The following is a 15,596-nucleotide window of genomic DNA, read 5'->3' on the forward strand; positions in this document are numbered from 1 at the left end:
GAATCGATTTAACGCCCCTGGCGAGAGCGTTCCTCGAACGATTGACGCTGAAGGTTCCACCACTCCTGGCACGCCGGCATGCTCAATATTCAGCTCAAAAACGCCGTCTTCGCTAACCATCAAGCCGCCGCCTCTTCCGTGTTTGCGCCCCCTTGTCAGCCACCCAAGACAAGTCAAGGTTCACCAGTCTCCCGCAGGCAGCAGCGCACGGCAAGGGCCGCGGTTCAAATGAACGGGTGACCGGCCAGCAGCAGGGCGATGCCGCGTTCTTTGCGTCGATTTATTCCAATTAATACGCCTCACACGGCAGCCCGTGGGGTATTGGGGAGGCCCGAAAACCTCCCCGGCCCGTTACTGCCTTTCCGCACGTTAATGATGCGGAACAGAGCCAATGCGGTTCACGCAGTAATGCGCAAGGCAGTCATTTCTGACAACGCTGGACGTACGCATGTCATGGAGTCGGCTCTGACCACGAGCTTAAACAGACATCACAGTCAGAATGTCCGTTCGTGGTAAACAAATTGTAAACATCTCGCTTTCGGTGCTGTCCGGCTCTGTCATGGCGAATTACGCTACCGAGTACGCCGGTTGCTTATCAGGGGGTGGCCCGGCAAGACGAGTACGCGCTTGGGGCAAGGCGCAAATAGGGGGGATAATGATGGACGTTCTTACCGAGCGATCCGGACTGGCTGTTCGTTCGAGTTCAGCGCTGGATCGTATTGAAAATCTATACCTGAAGGTTCTTCGGGCCGCACTGCTCATCGTGGCCACGGTGCTACTCGTTTGTGCACTGGCCTGGGCTGCTTACAGCCTAAGCCGCGTTGTGAGGTCGCCTGCTTCGGTGGTGGAGCAACCGAGCGTAGTTTCGCCGTCGGAATTAGTTGAGCAAGGCTCTCCGTCGAAGTCAGAGACGGGCGCTGGCGTCGCAGGGCAGAACGAGCTGCGCGCTGAGCGTGCGTACTATGACGGCTTTGTGAAACGATATTACGCGCTGTTCCGGACGAAGTACCAGCCGAGCCTGCGCGCCGACGACAAGCGCTTAACGATAGGCGAGTTTGACGATTTGACGATCAACTCGGCAGGCCGGCTGAACGCGATACGCGATGGCAGCCTTAATTATACGCAAGATAAGCGCGATCTCGACGCGTTCCTGCCGGTGATAACCGAAGCGTCTTCCTCGAAGCAGAGTACCGATCAACTCGGTCGATATCGAACAGCTACAAAGCGTGCGGTGACTACTCAAGTGCAGCGCACCCGAAGCGAAACGCGCCGCGGTTGGGACACGATGAGCCAGAGTTGCGAAGACTGGTATGAATCGCCGATCGGTTGCGCCGTCACACGGAGCGTCGATGTGCCCTACAATGAAACCGTTACTGTGATGCGGTACCCGGATGGCATCTCGTCGCCGGGTGAGGTGATGAAGGGCTACCAGGATCGCTACTTCCAACTGCTGAGCGAGCGACGTACGCGTAACGAAAGTGAAGCCTCGTCGAAGCGGGAAGCGATTGTCGAAGGCCAGGTAGCTGGTTGGCACGGGCTTTCGCAGTCGGTCCTGCTCGTAGGTGGGTTTCTCACCCTAATGTTCTTCTTCCTGTTGGTGGCGATCGAAAGGCACCAGCGACGGCAGACGACTTTGGCCGCGTAAGCGAGGTTCAGTAGCGGCGCTGCCTGCTGACGACACGGCAGCGCAGCTACTGAAGGGTGCAGACCTGCTCCTCTCGTATGATTACGCCGGCACCGGCCCGCCGGGCCGCCCTGTATAAATTCTGCGCATACACCGACGTCCTCTGGCACCAGACGATGTCTAGATCTCAACCAAGAAGATCAACCAGGGGGAAGTAATGCTCGAGCGACTTCAACAGGCAGCGATGGCCGCAGCGGGTAATTTGCCGGTGACGCTCTCGCTCAACATCGGCGGTGGAGTGAAAATGACGCTGCACACGGCAGACGAACTCGGTGTTCTGACGACCTTCAACAACGCCGTAACCTTCGTCCCTTGGACGTCGATCAAATACGTTCAGGTCGACACGTGAATTCTTAGGGACCAGACAACACGAAGTCTGACGCGGACGAACGCCTGCAAGCCTGATTGCGTTCCCTATCTGTTCCGCTATGCTCAGCGGATGGAACACGCACCCGAGTCGATGCGCAGCGGCGCACAGCCCTTCAGCCAGACACATCATCTGATTGCTGAAATCCTGCCTGACATCCGCCCATGCGAGATGCAGACCATCTATTTCCAAGCGATTGAGGATGGTCCGCAATCTCTGTTGGCGCCGATCGAGGCAGAGTTCGCACGCCGCGGCCTATCACCGTACGCGACCTACTCAACTGACTACATTTGATGGGCGGCGTGATCACCGCCGAACGGATCGCCTTGCTCATCGACGGTGCGCCGCCATCACCGCTTCGATGAAGCCAGGCGTGACTGTCCCGACGATCGCGTTCTTGCACCGCTAAATGTGACGGAACCAATCAACCTGCGCAGAACTTTAGTCTGCCAGAACGAACGACAGGGAATCGAATATGAAGAAGGCATTCGTTATCGCAATGGCAGCTGGGCTTGCCTCGCTGTCGGCGTGCAACTCTAGCCCACGCGAGCAGACGGCCGATAACATCGAGTCCAATACCGAGGCAGTCGCAGATAACCTGGAAGACGCTGCGGACAACGTGAGCAACGACGCATCCGAGGCGAGCCTTGAAAACAAGGCGGATGCCGTCCGTGCGACCGGTCAGAACCAGGCCGAAGATATGCGGACGAACGATCCCGACACTAACCTGTCGAACGGTATTTGATTTCACGAGACAGAACGAGCCGCTCCCAAGCACAGCTCGAACTGGAAGGGCGCCTGAGGAAACTCGGGCGCCCTTTTCGTATGTTAGCCAAATGCAGAGATTTCAGCGGCCGTGGGCTCTACTGCAATGGGGTATTCACCCAAGAGCATTTCACGCCGTTCTGCAGCGTTTACCGGCATGAACAGGGATTTCGGTTCGACCGAGCGGACATCGTTCTTCAGAACGCTGCCGCGAACGGCTTCTTTAGCATTGTACAAGATCTGCCCGGTTGCCTTTAGCGGCTTGAGGCCTGCTTCCTGCGTCCGCGCCGCTGCGGTGAATGCGGGACCTTGGCGAAAGAACTGCTGATACTCGGACATCTAGGCTATCTCCGACACATCCGTAACGTCGAAGGCCGCCTGCGGTGGAGTGACGCCACAGACGACCAACTGGTTCAGGCGAACTCGGTCTGCTGTTCACGGAACAGCGAGAGTTCAGCCGTCGAAGGCTCTTCGGCAGGTGGATACTGACCCTGCAGAAGCTCCAGGCGTGCCGCCGCGTTCGGCGGGACGAACATCGATCCAGGCACTGCGGTCTTCTGGGCGCCGAATGTGATCGAATTTATCGCCTTCAGCGGAACGATGCCGGCTTCCTGAATCACGGGGTCCGGCAGCGCGCCGCTGGGCGACAGGTTGGGCTTGCCATCGGGAAGCCGCTTGCGATCGACGTCGAGGGTGTCATTTCCGGTGGGGCGTGATTTGGCGTTGGCCATGATATGTATCTCCAAGGTTTGTACCGCATCCCGCGAATGTGCGGACCAGTGTGGAGGCACCGATCCACACGTTCGCGGGACGACTCGTAATACCTTAGGATCGCTAGATGCTGAAATTTCCGTGAGCTAGACCCAACTTCTCATTTTAGAAGTGCGTCAAAGTCATTGTCAATTTCAACTTTGAGTTCAGCACGTCGATCAGGCACTTGATCTTGCTGCCAACGCTTGACGTCGTTCGACAACCAAAACCGCCTTTTATCGGTAAACTGGTAGCTGTACGACCGCGGGAACTTGCCGGTTTTCATCAACTCATACAGAGTCGTCTTGGACAGACCCGTAACTTCCTGGACCCGTGTTAACGGCCAGAACTCGGTGTGCGCGACGGTTCCCGCTTCGACTATCATGCTACCACTTGAACTGACCGCTCGGCCAAGCGCTGAAAAAAACCGGCGTGGACGCCTTCCCACCTGCCGCCTTTGATCATCTCCCGGACGACTGCGCCGAGTACCGGAGTACCGTCTTCCGTATCTGACATTCTTCGGATGAGTGCGTCAGCCATTAGACGGCCCGTCGCGCAGTCGGCAGCATAGTCGCCAGTTACGGGCATCTGTGCGTAGCCGACGATTTCGTCGCGAAAAATAGCATTGCTGGCGACTTCGTTGGTCATGGACTTGGCTCCTGCTGAGGTTCGCCCGGGCCAAACTGCCGATTGGTGGCCGGACAACGACGGGCGGCAATATCGTGCAGCAGACACGACGAGTCAGAGACTCCCCATCGTCGCCCGACCGTAGTGCACCGCTCAAAGCGGATACTGGAAAGGCGGTGTCTGCAGCTACGGATTACCGTCCGTATCGACTCCGTTTTCGAGCCGACCGCAAACAATTACTCGGCTTCATTAGTGTACGTAAAGTTAAATCTTCATTACTGGCACACTTACAACCAGTAAAGTTGAAACTCAACTGTAAGTTGAAAGTGCAACGGCCCTCCGAAATTCTTCAACTCGGCAGAATCATGTTAATTTGTAGACTCCTTTCGGAGTGAACCAGCAACATGGATACCGCCTTATCTCTCAAACAGCTTTCCGAAGTCATCAATCGCAATCCAACAGCACTAGCAGTTGTGGCGAACATGCCGCGCATTACGATCGACGATGTGGCGTATGCGATCTCGCTGATGGCAATCGATATGGCTGTCGCGCGCGACCTCGTTGCAACCAGTAGCGGCCGCCCAATAGCCGGTGTTCAGGGTGGTTGGTTGACGTCTGTGCAGGCCGCGATAATCGCTGCGCGGGCCATCGAAGCGCATGGCCCACAGAGTATCGCGGGTGTCTTAATCGCCGCGGTCGCCCCAGGCTTCGGTAACGAAGTGGGCAGCATCCAGTGAGCGCCCGCCCCAAAGTCGACACGGTCCTCGTAATCCGAGCTCGCGACGAAGCGACGAAGGCTGTCACCGCGATCGGCAGCGCGCTCGAGCAGTTGATCGGCACCCAGAAGCGTGTCGCATCCGGCAGCGAGACCGCCGCGACCGGGATGCAGCAGATCCTCGGCGTGCTGGCGTCGCTGGACAAGGCCTATTCGAAGACCGCGCAGGCAGGCGACGCGGGTGCGGAAGCCCTCGAACGGCAGAACCGTGCCATCGCTGCCAGCAAGCAGCAGTACGCATCACTGGAAGCCCAGCAGCGCGGCGCCGCGCGTGCGGCCGACCAGTTGCGTGTGGCACTGGTCGATGCGCTGCTGACGAACGGTAACGCCGACGTCCTCCGCGTGCAGATCGCCGAAGTCACCGGCGAAATGAAGCGGCTGGAGTCGGAAGCCGGTAAGCTGCAGCGGACCATCGCGCAGCAGGAAGTCGGCTACACCCGCGCTGCGTCTGGCATGGCCGAACTGGAACGGCAGACCCGCCTGGCCGGTGCTGTCAGCACGTTCGCAAGCGGCGAGGCCAACGATTACGCGCGGTCGCTCGACAACCAGACTGCAGCCGCGCTGCGTAATGCCAGCGTCCTGAAGTCGATCAGCCGTGTCACCGGCACCGACCGCGGCCCGGCAACCGACAACGGTGCCACGTTCGCCGCGCTGGAGAAGCAGGCAGCGGCAACCGAAGCAGCGGCGAACGCAGAACGCGACCGCGCGCAGGCGGCCGAACTGACGAACAATGCCCTGCGTGCCCGTGGCCGGATTGAAGGCAATGGTGGCAGCGCGCCGAAGGCTGCCGACACCGCGTTCGCCCAGCAGTTGCGCGACGAGGAAACCGCCGCGACGGAAGCCGCACGCGCGGAGAAGGAACTGACGGCAGCGACCGCCCGGTTGCGCGCCGAACTAAATCCCATGGGCGCGATTCAGGAGAAGCTGAACACCGAACTGGCCGAAGCGAACCGGCTGTACGCTGCTGGGAAGATCAGCGCGACGGAGCTCGCCGGCGCAACCGCGCTGCTGAAGGGCAATGCCGCCAACGCAGCGGCAGCGCTGAACGGGCGGAACGGCATCGGCGCGGGTGGCAAGCCGTCGCTGTTCGGCCTGAAGCCGTACGAACTACAGAACCTCGGCTACCAGGTGAATGACGTCGTCACGCAGCTGGCGTCCGGCACCTCGCTGACGCAGACGCTGGCGCAGCAGGGCGGCCAGATCCTGCAGTTGTTCCCGCGCGTCGGGTCGTCGATCGTCGCGGCGTTCACAAATCCGGCGCTGATCGGATTCGTGGCGACACTGGGCGTTGTCGTTCTCGCCCTGAAGAACGCCGGCGACGAAGCCGAGCGCACGCGGAAATTCATGGGGCTGCTGGCTGCATCGGCTGACGGCGGCACGTACGGCGCTGCCCAGTTGAGCAAGGCATCCGAAGCACTCGACCACTACGGCCTGTCGGCTGCCGACGCCGTTACCGTGGTGCGCGGATTCGTGAAGGACGGCGTCGATCCGACCCGCATCGTGGAGTTCGGCAAGGCCGCGCAGGATCTCGCCGACGTGCTCGGCATCAAGGTGGTCGACGCCTCGCAGCAGGTCGGCGAGGCGTTCACCGGCGGGTATGACAGCGTCAAGAAGCTGGATGACGCGACGAACTTCCTCACGTCCGCCCAGCGTGACAACATCAAATCCTTGTTCGACCAGGGCAAGGCTGCCGACGCGCGGAATGAGGCCCTGCGTATCTTCAGCGAGCAGCAAGAAGACGCTGCCAACAAGATGCGCGGCAGCTGGTCGGAGGCCGCACGGTCGCTGGGCGGCGCGTGGCAGGACTTCCTCAACGTGCTGTCGGACACCGCGCCGATCAAGGAAATCGCGAAGGAACTGGAAGGTCTCGGTCGCATCGCGTCGCAGGCCATCCGTGCGATCGCCGGTGCGAAGTCCGCGGGCGACATCAGCGCGCAGATCGCACGCGCGAACACGGTCATCGGCAACCTGGAAGGCGCGAAGGCGGCCCAGCCGAACCTGGCGGCTGCGTATGAAGCGGATATCGTCAAGATCCGGAAGCAGGTCGCCGGGTGGCAGGCTGAACTCGACAAGCTGAACGGCACCCAGAAGCAGGTCAACGACACGGTCGCCGTGCGCAGCGAACTGCAGAAGAAACAGACGGTCGACCTCGTTACGGCGACCGATGCCGCCAAGTCCGAGAAGACCGTGCTCGAGGCGACGAACGAAGCCCGACGTTCGGCAACCGAGTATGTCGAGAAGAACTTCAAGTTCGCCAGCGAGGCCGCGAAACAGGCGTATATCGGCCAGAAGGCGGAAGAGGCGCGAACGGCTGCGCTGAAGAAGGCTGCCGACGAACGGAAGCGGGAGGCCGACCAGGCGAAACGCGTGGCTGATGAGGCCAAGCGTGAGCGTGAACGGCTCGCCAAGCAGACGGTGTTCCAGGCGCCGGTGGACGGTCGCATTTCGTCCGGCTTCGGTGCGCGTGCAGCGCCCAAAGCAGGTGCATCGACGTTTCACAAGGGCGTCGATTACGCCGTGCCCACCGGCACCACAGTGCGGGCGCCCGCGAATGGCGTTGTCATCGAAACCGGCACCGACGCGAAGCTGGGCAAGTTCGTCTACATCGACCACGGCAAGGGGACGATTTCGAAGTTCGGCCACCTGTCGGACAACAGCGTGGTCGAGAAGGGGCAGGTCGTCACGGCCGGTCAGGCGATCGCGAAGTCGGGCAATACCGGCAACAGCACCGGCGCGCATCTGCACTACACGGTGACGGTCAACGGCAAGCCTGTTGATCCGACCAAGGGGCTGTTCCCCGCCGACGGCAAGTCGCGGTTCCAGGTCGACCAGGCTGACGCGATAGGTAACTACGACGACGCGCAGGAGAAACTGGCCGACAAGCGCGACGCGTATCTGGCGAAGCTGGACCAGTCGAATGCCGCGACCACGGAAGATACCGAGCAGCTTCGGGAGCAGGTGAACCTGTCGGGCCAACTGCTGTTGGCGGCGCAGCGCGAGGCAGCGATTGAGGACGCCGTTCGGAAGGCGAAGACTGACGCCACCCAAGCCGGTGTAGATCCTGCTGACGCCGGACTCGCGCTGCGGATCGAGGCGCTGAAGGGTGTCACCGGTGCATATTTTGACGCGGCGCATGCGAAGGACAGCTTCGACGCCCAGCGGAATGACGTCGACAAGCCGGTAGCCGACCTGACGGCGCAGCGTGATGCCATGCGTGACCAGATCACGTTCCTGCGCGACAACGGACTGGACGCGGAAGCCAACCAGTTGCTGCCGCTGCTGGGGCAGGTCAATGGCCAGTTGCAGGGTGCGGTCGATAAGGCGGTCGCGTTCTACAAGGCGCTGTCGCCGGATGCGAACCCGCTGGGGCTCACGGCCGCACAGTTGGATGCGATCGTGCTGAAGCTCGACATGGCGAAACAGACTGCTCAGGAATGGGGGAACGTCCTAAACATATCGGCGGAGCAGATCGCCAACGCGTTTGCGAACGCCCTCACATCTTCCATCGACGGGTTCGTGCAAGCGCTGGTCGACGGGGAGAATGCATTCGGGGCGCTGAAGGATGCGTTCCTGGACTTCGCGGCGAACTTCCTCCGTTTAATTTACCAGATGATCCTACAGCAGATCGCCCTGAATATTGCTAAGGGCATCCTGAGTGCGGTGGGCGTCGCTGTTCCTACGCCTGTCCCCGCAAATCACACCGGTGGCATCGCAGGGCAGAACACCTCGGGAACCCGTCTGATGAGCCCGGACGTATTCGCGGCGGCTGCTCGGTTCCACACCGGCGGCATTGCGGGACTGCGCCCGGACGAGGTGCCCATCATTGCGCAGAAGGGTGAGGAGATCTTGACCCGCGGTGATCCGCGTCACCGTGCGAATGGTGGGCTGGGCGACGGCGGTGTCCCGGTAAACCTGAAGGTCGTCAACGCGATTGACGCAGGCGATTTCGTGTCGAAGGGTCTCGATACCGGCGTGGGCGGCAAGGCCCTGCTGAACTACATCCGCGCGAACTCGGGCGCCGTGAAGCAGGCGATCGGCTGATTCGCATGTCCGCTGTCGTGCGAGAATGTCTAGAAGCACCTTAGAAAACGGATGCAGCACCTATAGTCTCGCTGTTGCCGTATCCTGGCCCTAGCTACTTGCGCATGGCAGGGCAGAAAGTAGGGCAGAACTCGAAAATCATCTAAATATTGTGATATTTCAATAAGTTCTGGCGGAAGAGGTGGGATTCGAACCCACGGATGAGTTACCCCATCGCTGGTTTTCAAGACCAGTTCCTTAAACCACTCGGACACTCTTCCGCATCGCCGCGCTCTCGCGCCGGACGGCCGCCTCTAAGCGGAGAGCGTCGCGATCGCAACCGTTGCGATACGCGTGCGGCATGGGCGCAACCGATTGCGCCGATGGTCGGCCATCGGCTAGGTCGCGGGCATGGACCTCGACGCGATCTCGCAGCATTTCTTCGGCACGACCGACATCGACACGCTCGATCCTGATGCGCTGGAGGCGGGACGCGAGCGGGTGTCGATCGCGTTTGGGACTGAGCGGGAGCCGGGACGGAGGTTCGCGTTATGGGCCGTTCTTCGTGCGACCGGGCATGCGCCTGCGCCGCACGTGGCGTTCAAGGACTCGCGTGAGATCCGCGCCGCCGAAGCCTATGCTGCTGCGATTGGATATGCCGAACGAGCTGACGATTAGGGGGGGGCGATTAGGCTGCGCGACGTTCCAGCAGCGCGTGGTCGATCCGGCGGATCAGGTCTGCGATCTGCGGTCGGTCATAGTCTGGCGTCAGATTGCCGTGCCGCGGCGAGGCGCACATCCGCTTGCCGATCAGTGCGAAGATATCCTGCTTATGCGCCAACGATCCGCCTCCCTTCCGATCACGCAACTATGCCAGCCAAGCGTTAACCAAAGGTTCGGGACGGATTCGGATACGGTTGACCGTTCGCACCGGTAAAACACGCAACGCACGAGGCGGTCCGGCGTTCTAGTCGCAGAGCGGCCGTAGCGCACGGTTCGCCGCGAGCGGGGATTGATCCACTGACCAGACTATCGCCGGTACAATCGCTCGTTCCTCCAAAAGGCTGGACGACCCTGGAATCCGTTCGCGCGCTGGCGGCGGACTGGGATCGCAGCAACGGGGAAGAGGCGTTTCCTGCCGATCGCGTCGCTGCCTTGCACGCCGCGGGCGCGCTCTCGGTCTTTGTCGACGTGTCGACACCTGAGCGCATCGACGGACTGGTCGACGTGTTGCGTGCGATCGGTGGTGCCGACCTCAGTCTCGGTCGTGTGTTCGAGGGCCATGTGAACGCAGCACAGCTTGTCTCGGCGTACGGTGACGACGCGCAGCGGCGGGCGTTGGCGGATGACCTCGACGCCGGTCGCGTATTCGGCGTCTGGAACACGGAGCCTACGCCGGGCCTGTCGATCCGACAGAAGGGACCCGATCGGTGGACGCTCGAAGGGCGCAAGAGCTTCGCGACCGGGGCAGGGCATCTCGATCGGATTCTGGTCACCGCGCGCGATGCGACCGGTGGCAAGCAACTCGTGCTGGTCCCGATCGCGGGCGAAACAGCACGCGCCGACAATAGCGGCTGGCAGGTCCGGGGCATGCGGGGCACGTGCAGCGGGCTGTTCGACTTCTCCGACATGCCGATCGGTCCCGAGGGGATCATCGGCGCGCCCGACGTGTACGAGACCGAGCCGCGATTCAGCGCGGGCGCGTGGCGGTTCACGGCGGTTCAGCTCGGCGCGGTAGAGGCGCTGGTGCGGCATCTGCGCGATCATCTGGTCGCAACCGGCAAGGGCGACGATCCCATCCAGCGCGCCCGGTTCGCGACCTGCCTGACCGAGACGCGCAGCGCTGGGCTATGGGTCCGCCGCGCTGCGCATCTTGCGGAAACGCAGGCAGCAGAGGCGATCCCGTTCGTGCTGATGACCCGCGGTATCGTCGAGGAGGCGGGGTTGAAGACCATGGAGGCAGCCGCGCGGTCGGTCGGCACCGCGTCGTTCTTTGCCGCCAGCAGGATCGACCGGATCACGCGCGATCTCGGCCTGTATCTCCGTCAGCCGGTGCCCGACCAGGCGCGCGACCGGGCGGCGGCGGCGTGGCTCGAGGATGACTGCTGGGGCGACGATCGGTGGTGGTAGCGCCAGGCCATCGCGCCTGGAGCACTCTCTTCCGTCGAGCTCGACCGATATCGGCAAGGACCGCGGCGAGGGAGGGCCCCTGGTTGATCTTGGCGCCGCATCCCGATGACGAGACGCTCGGCTGCGGCGCGCTGATCGCGGCGATTTCGGCAGAGGGTGGGAAAGCTTATACCGCGTTCGTCACCGATGGCGCGGGGTCGCATCCCGACGCCGCCGGCTGGAGCCGCAAGCGGATCGCTGCCCTGCGTCGGACCGAAGCCGCGGGAGCGTTGCACATTTTGGGCGGTGGAGTTCCCCTCCATCTCGACTGGCCCGATGCGAAGCCCCCCAAACCGGGCGATCCAATGTTCGAACGGACGGCGGATCGGTTGGCGGCGTGGTGCCGTGCACGAAATATCCGCCGGATCGCGGTCACCTGGGACGGCGAACCGCATTGCGATCATGAAGCCGCCGCTGCCTTGGCGGGCGCCGTCGCGGACCGAACTACCGTTCGACTCTACCAGTATCTCGTCTGGGGCTGGACCGTCGCGGATGTCGCCCGACGTATCCGCAATCGTCGCGCTGTGTCGATCGACACCAGCGCGAGGCGACCGCAGCAACGCCGCGCAATGGCGTGCCACCGGAGCCAGCGCGGCGGTCGCATCGTCGGCGCCGCTGAGAACTTCCGTCTTCCCGACTTTATGCTCCGGTTGCTCGATCGACCGGCTACCCTTTTGCTGGAGATACCCCGTGCGACGTGAACACTCGATCGAGCCTGCGTATTTCGAAGCGCTCTACAAGGACAAGGGTGATCCCTGGGACTTCGAAACCAGCGAATACGAAGCCGAGAAATATGCCGAGACGCTTGCTGCAATGCCGGCTACTCGCTTCGATCGCGTGCTGGAAGTCGGGTGCGCGAACGGCGTACTGACCGCGCAACTCGGGCCACGCTGCGAGACCCTGCTGGCGGTCGACGTATCCGAAACCGCGCTGGCTTCTGCGCGGGCACGGTGTGCGGACCAGCCGAACGTCACGATCGAACAGCGCCGCCTGCCCGACGAAGCACCCGAAGGCTGCTTCGATCTCGTGCTGCTGTCGGAGGTCGTCTATTACTGGGATAGCGCCGACATCATCCGGCTCGCAGGCTATCTGCGCGGTGCGGTAACGTCAGGCGGGTATGTGATGCTGGTCCACTGGATCGGCGAGACCGATTATCCCAAAAGCGGGGACGAGGCCGTTGCCGAACTGCACGCTGCGCTCGATGATCGCGTCACGGTCGTTCGCAGCGATCGGCACGAGGCGTACCGGCTCGATCTCTGGCGGCTGGAAGGTGCGGGTTAGGCGGATCAGTGACTGCGCTTCCCGGATTGCGAGGGGTAGGGTCGCGAAGGTCAACTGGTCTTCGGGGCTCGCGACGACGGGGTCGAGCGCCGCCGCCACGGCATAGGTTTCATGCAACGGCGCGTCGATCGGTTGATCGATCCACCGTGCGACCGCGTCCGCCATGCCGCCCGGTGCGCGACCGGCGATACGGCATGACGTGAACACCCGAACGTTCAGCGGGTGACGCACTTGGCCGCCATGCGCGCGGATGCGGTCGAACAGCGCACGGTCCTCGGCCACGGACGGCGTAGGCGCTCCGCCGATTTGACGGTACATCGCGTGCGTGACCGCGATGCTCGCGCCGCCTTCGTAGAAATGGCGAGGCCATGGATCGTGCGCCTCCGTCGCAGCGCGAGCGCGAAGATAATCGAGCGCGGTGTAATAGCGTCCTAGCTGGTCCAGCCGGCGCCGTGCCGTGGCACCCAGCGATGCTCGATCAGCCTTTAGCGTCAGCGCGCGTCCGGCCACGGCATCGTTGCCAGCATCGATATGCGCGACAATCCGTACGATCCAGTCGGTGGCAACGTTCGTGTCCGCGTCGGTCGACAGCAGCAAGTCCGTATGATGGGTCAGCAGGTCCGCACCTGCATCTAGGGCAAGGCGTCGCGCCCAACCGGCGTGCCGAGCGCCCGGTAAAAGCGAAACGGCCGACCATGCAAGCGTTGCATGGCTCGGCCGCCAGGTCTTCAAAATCTCGATCGTCCGATCGGTACAATCGTTCGCCATCGCGACGATGACGACCTTGCCACCAAAGCGCCCCGCCGCACGATCCAGTGCGTCCAGACATTGGCCAAGATACTGGTCTTCGTTCTTGACGGGAATGGCCACCGCCACCGCACGCTGAGCGTACGGTGGCGACGATTTAGGCTGTATCGAAGCGATCAAGCCGCCTCGGGGTTTTCGAACGCAGCAGCATCGAGATCGACGTTCAGTTCGCGATCCCAGATGCGCAGCTTGCCAAGCGTCTTGAGGAACGCATCGACATCGCCCTTGCCGCCGAGCGCGATCACGCCGTCGTCCATATCCTCGTCCTCGATGCCGGCCTTTTCCAGGAACGGCTTCGCTTCGGCGTTGAAGCCGATGAACTTGGCATGCCCGAACGCATCGCTGACGAAGTCCTTCGCCGGCTTGTCCTTGCCGAGCTTCTTGGCACCGTCCGCCGACACGACGATCGCGACGGCATCGTAGAGCACCGACGGCGCACCATCGATCTTCTGCTTGCCTTCGGCGAGCGTTCCGTCGTCGAGCGTCGCACCGGCAACCTTCGGAGCTATGATCTCGTACGTGGCCTTCGCCGCGACGATACCATCGACCAGTGCCTGCACGATCGCAGCCGGTGCCCCGTCAGTGACGAGGATACCGAGCTTGCGCCCCTCGAAGGTGCCGGTGGTGTTCTTCACGATGCTTAGCGCATCCGAAGCAGGCAGATCGGTGCGGGGTTCGACCGCAGCCTTCGCCTTGGGCGGCATCGCCTTGAGGCCGAGACCGGTCGCGACCGTCTTTGCCAGCTTCTCGTCGATGTTGAGCAGATGCCCGACCATCAGTTCGCGGATGTCGACCCGCTCGACCTTCGACAGCTCGAACGTTAGCGCATCGCCGATGTGCTTCTTCTCGATCTCGGTCTGGCTGATGAAAAACTGGCGTGCCTGGCTATAGTGATCGGCGAACGTTGCCGAGCGCACCTGAGCCTTGCGCCCCGTCTCCTGCGACGGGAAGTGCTTGTAACCCTTGGTCGGGCTCTCGCGTGGCGTGCCTTCCCAGCTGTTCGGCTCATAGTTCGCACGGCCCTTGCGGGCATGCATCGCCATGTGGCCATCCTGCTGGTAATTGTTCACCGGGATCTTCGGCGCATTGATCGGTATATGCGTGAAGTTGGTGCTGCCGAGGCGCTTCAGCTGCGTATCGAGGTACGAGAAGTTACGCCCCTGCAGCAGCGGATCGTTGGTGAAGCCGATCCCCGGGACGATGTTCTGCGTGCAGAACGCGACCTGCTCGGTCTCGGCGAAGAAATTGTCGACGAGGCGATCGAGCTTGAAGCTGCCGATGATGCGGACCGGGATCTGCTCCTCGGGAATGATCTTGGTCGAGTCGAGCACGTCGAATTCGAAATTGTCGGCGAATTCGTCGTCGAACAACTGCACGCCCAGATCCCATTCGGGGAAGTTGCCCTGGCTGATCGAGTCCCACAGATCGCGACGATGAAAGTCGGGATCGGCACCGTTAATCTTGACCGCCTCGTTCCAGGCGACCGACTGGAGGCCCAACTTCGGCTTGAAGTGGAACTTGACGTACGTGCCCTTGCCCTCGGCGTTGATCAGCCGGAACGTGTGCACGCCGAAGCCTTCGACGAAGCGGAAGCCGCGCGGGATGGTGCGGTCGGACATGATCCACATGACCATGTGCATCGACTCAGGGGTAAGGCTGATGAAGTCCCAGAAATTGTCATGCGCGGTCTGTGCCTGCGGGAAGCCGCGATCGGGCTCCTGCTTGGCGGCATGGATCAGGTCGGGGAACTTGATCGCATCCTGGATGAAGAACACCGGGATATTGTTCCCGACGATGTCCCAGTTACCTTCCTTGGTGTAGAACTTGGCTGAGAAGCCTCGCACGTCGCGAGCCAGATCGGCCGAGCCCTTGTTGCCCGCTACCGTCGAGAAGCGGACGAACATCGGCGTCTGCTCGCCAACTTCGGTCAGCACACCTGCGCTGGTGAATTCTTCGAGGCTCTCGTTCAGCGTGAACGTGCCGTGTGCGCCATAGCCGCGTGCATGGACGACACGCTCGGGGATACGCTCGTGATCGAAGTGGAAGATCTTCTCGCGGAAATGGAAATCCTCAAGCAACGTCGGTCCACGATCACCGACTTTCAGCGAGTTCTGGTCGTCGGAAACCGGGATGCCCTGCTGCGTGGTGAGCACGTCGCCGTTGCCGCTGGCGATCTGATGGAGTTCGCCGCCCTGGCCAACCTGCGTCTCGAACGTCGCGCCCTGCGGGGGCGTGCCGGTATCCTTGGCGATGGTCTTCGTCATGTACGATCCTCGTAGCGTCTCAGGACCCACAGCGCGTGGCGGGGGGTAAGAGTTGCAACGAAATCGGTGGCTTGATGCAAATCAGCG

At 62.0% G+C, this 15,596-nt stretch carries 16 protein-coding genes, 1 tRNA gene and 1 pseudogene; 10 read left to right on the plus strand and 8 right to left on the minus strand.

Annotated features, from left to right (window positions below):
* The first annotated feature begins 655 nt into the window (after positions 1 to 655).
* The 4 genes from QFZ54_RS03840 (at position 656) to QFZ54_RS03855 (ending at position 2,796) form a co-directional block, all read left to right on the plus strand.
* On the plus strand, positions 656 to 1,645 hold the full coding sequence (locus QFZ54_RS03840; RefSeq protein ID WP_307084588.1) for a hypothetical protein: 990 nt from the start codon (positions 656 to 658) through the stop codon (positions 1,643 to 1,645).
* Between the two features lie 196 nt (positions 1,646 to 1,841).
* Positions 1,842 to 2,033, plus strand: coding sequence for a hypothetical protein (locus QFZ54_RS03845; protein ID WP_307084590.1), 192 nt, complete (start codon positions 1,842 to 1,844; stop codon positions 2,031 to 2,033).
* A gap of 90 nt (positions 2,034 to 2,123) precedes the next feature.
* Positions 2,124 to 2,345 (plus strand): hypothetical protein, encoded by a 222-nt coding sequence (locus tag QFZ54_RS03850; protein ID WP_307084592.1) that lies wholly within the window; start codon positions 2,124 to 2,126, stop codon positions 2,343 to 2,345.
* A 181-nt stretch (positions 2,346 to 2,526) separates the two neighbouring features.
* The gene (locus QFZ54_RS03855; RefSeq protein WP_307084594.1) at positions 2,527 to 2,796 is read left to right on the plus strand and encodes a hypothetical protein; all 270 of its coding nucleotides are present in this window, start codon (positions 2,527 to 2,529) and stop codon (positions 2,794 to 2,796) included.
* Positions 2,797 to 2,879: 83 nt separating this feature from the next.
* On the opposite strand, the gene QFZ54_RS03860 is transcribed toward QFZ54_RS03855, so the two are convergent.
* The 4 genes from QFZ54_RS03860 to QFZ54_RS03875 all read right to left on the minus strand — a co-directional run bounded on the left by QFZ54_RS03860 (position 2,880) and on the right by QFZ54_RS03875 (position 4,214).
* The gene (locus QFZ54_RS03860; RefSeq protein ID WP_307084596.1) at positions 2,880 to 3,155 is read right to left on the minus strand and encodes a hypothetical protein; all 276 of its coding nucleotides are present in this window, start codon (positions 3,153 to 3,155) and stop codon (positions 2,880 to 2,882) included.
* Between the two features lie 74 nt (positions 3,156 to 3,229).
* On the minus strand, positions 3,230 to 3,547 hold the full coding sequence (locus QFZ54_RS03865) for a hypothetical protein (RefSeq protein WP_307084598.1): 318 nt from the start codon (positions 3,545 to 3,547) through the stop codon (positions 3,230 to 3,232).
* 140 nt (positions 3,548 to 3,687) lie between these two features.
* On the minus strand, positions 3,688 to 3,951 hold the full coding sequence (locus QFZ54_RS03870) for a helix-turn-helix transcriptional regulator (protein WP_307084600.1): 264 nt from the start codon (positions 3,949 to 3,951) through the stop codon (positions 3,688 to 3,690).
* On the minus strand, positions 3,948 to 4,214 hold the full coding sequence (locus QFZ54_RS03875; protein WP_307084602.1) for a hypothetical protein: 267 nt from the start codon (positions 4,212 to 4,214) through the stop codon (positions 3,948 to 3,950). The genes QFZ54_RS03870 and QFZ54_RS03875 overlap by 4 nt, the downstream gene beginning before the upstream one ends.
* A 383-nt stretch (positions 4,215 to 4,597) precedes the next feature.
* Between QFZ54_RS03875 and QFZ54_RS03880 the strand changes: the two genes are divergently transcribed.
* Both QFZ54_RS03880 and QFZ54_RS03885 read left to right on the plus strand, forming a co-directional pair.
* Positions 4,598 to 4,930, plus strand: a complete 333-nt coding sequence (locus QFZ54_RS03880) for a hypothetical protein (protein WP_307084604.1) — start codon at positions 4,598 to 4,600, stop codon at positions 4,928 to 4,930.
* A complete protein-coding gene (locus QFZ54_RS03885; protein ID WP_307084606.1) occupies positions 4,927 to 9,009 on the plus strand; it encodes a peptidoglycan DD-metalloendopeptidase family protein in 4,083 nt (1,360 codons plus the stop codon). Before QFZ54_RS03880 ends, QFZ54_RS03885 begins: the two co-directional genes overlap by 4 nt.
* Positions 9,010 to 9,179: 170 nt before the next feature.
* On the opposite strand, the gene QFZ54_RS03890 is transcribed toward QFZ54_RS03885, so the two are convergent.
* A tRNA-Ser gene (locus QFZ54_RS03890) sits at positions 9,180 to 9,269 on the minus strand.
* Positions 9,270 to 9,399: 130 nt separating this feature from the next.
* On the opposite strand from QFZ54_RS03890, the gene QFZ54_RS03895 reads away from it, so the two are divergent.
* A complete protein-coding gene (locus QFZ54_RS03895) occupies positions 9,400 to 9,666 on the plus strand; it encodes a hypothetical protein (protein ID WP_307084608.1) in 267 nt (88 codons plus the stop codon).
* Between the two features lie 10 nt (positions 9,667 to 9,676).
* Here QFZ54_RS03895 and QFZ54_RS03900 read toward each other — a convergent pair whose 3' ends face one another.
* Positions 9,677 to 9,829 carry a hypothetical protein gene (locus tag QFZ54_RS03900; protein WP_307084609.1) on the minus strand — a complete coding sequence of 51 codons (153 nt, stop codon included), beginning with the start codon at positions 9,827 to 9,829 and terminating at the stop codon, positions 9,677 to 9,679.
* 314 nt (positions 9,830 to 10,143) lie between these two features.
* Here QFZ54_RS03900 and QFZ54_RS03905 point away from each other — a divergent pair, with 314 nt between their 5' ends.
* From QFZ54_RS03905 to QFZ54_RS03915, 3 genes are all read left to right on the plus strand, one after another.
* Positions 10,144 to 11,118 carry an acyl-CoA dehydrogenase family protein gene (locus tag QFZ54_RS03905; RefSeq protein ID WP_307084611.1) on the plus strand — a complete coding sequence of 325 codons (975 nt, stop codon included), beginning with the start codon at positions 10,144 to 10,146 and terminating at the stop codon, positions 11,116 to 11,118.
* Between the two features lie 83 nt (positions 11,119 to 11,201).
* On the plus strand, positions 11,202 to 11,858 hold the full coding sequence (locus QFZ54_RS03910) for a PIG-L deacetylase family protein (RefSeq protein WP_307084612.1): 657 nt from the start codon (positions 11,202 to 11,204) through the stop codon (positions 11,856 to 11,858).
* On the plus strand, positions 11,848 to 12,438 hold the full coding sequence (locus QFZ54_RS03915) for a class I SAM-dependent DNA methyltransferase (RefSeq protein WP_307084614.1): 591 nt from the start codon (positions 11,848 to 11,850) through the stop codon (positions 12,436 to 12,438). Before QFZ54_RS03910 ends, QFZ54_RS03915 begins: the two co-directional genes overlap by 11 nt.
* A 510-nt stretch (positions 12,439 to 12,948) precedes the next feature.
* Here QFZ54_RS03915 and QFZ54_RS20340 read toward each other — a convergent pair.
* Together QFZ54_RS20340 and QFZ54_RS03925 are read right to left on the minus strand one after the other, a co-directional pair.
* Positions 12,949 to 13,314: pseudogene (locus tag QFZ54_RS20340) on the minus strand (glycosyltransferase); the annotation flags it as partial.
* A 47-nt stretch (positions 13,315 to 13,361) separates the two neighbouring features.
* Positions 13,362 to 15,509, minus strand: a complete 2,148-nt coding sequence (locus tag QFZ54_RS03925) for a catalase (protein WP_307084616.1) — start codon at positions 15,507 to 15,509, stop codon at positions 13,362 to 13,364.
* Positions 15,510 to 15,596 lie beyond the last annotated feature (87 nt).

It is taken from the genome of Sphingomonas faeni (genome assembly GCF_030817315.1).
GTDB lineage: Bacteria > Pseudomonadota > Alphaproteobacteria > Sphingomonadales > Sphingomonadaceae > Sphingomonas > Sphingomonas faeni_C.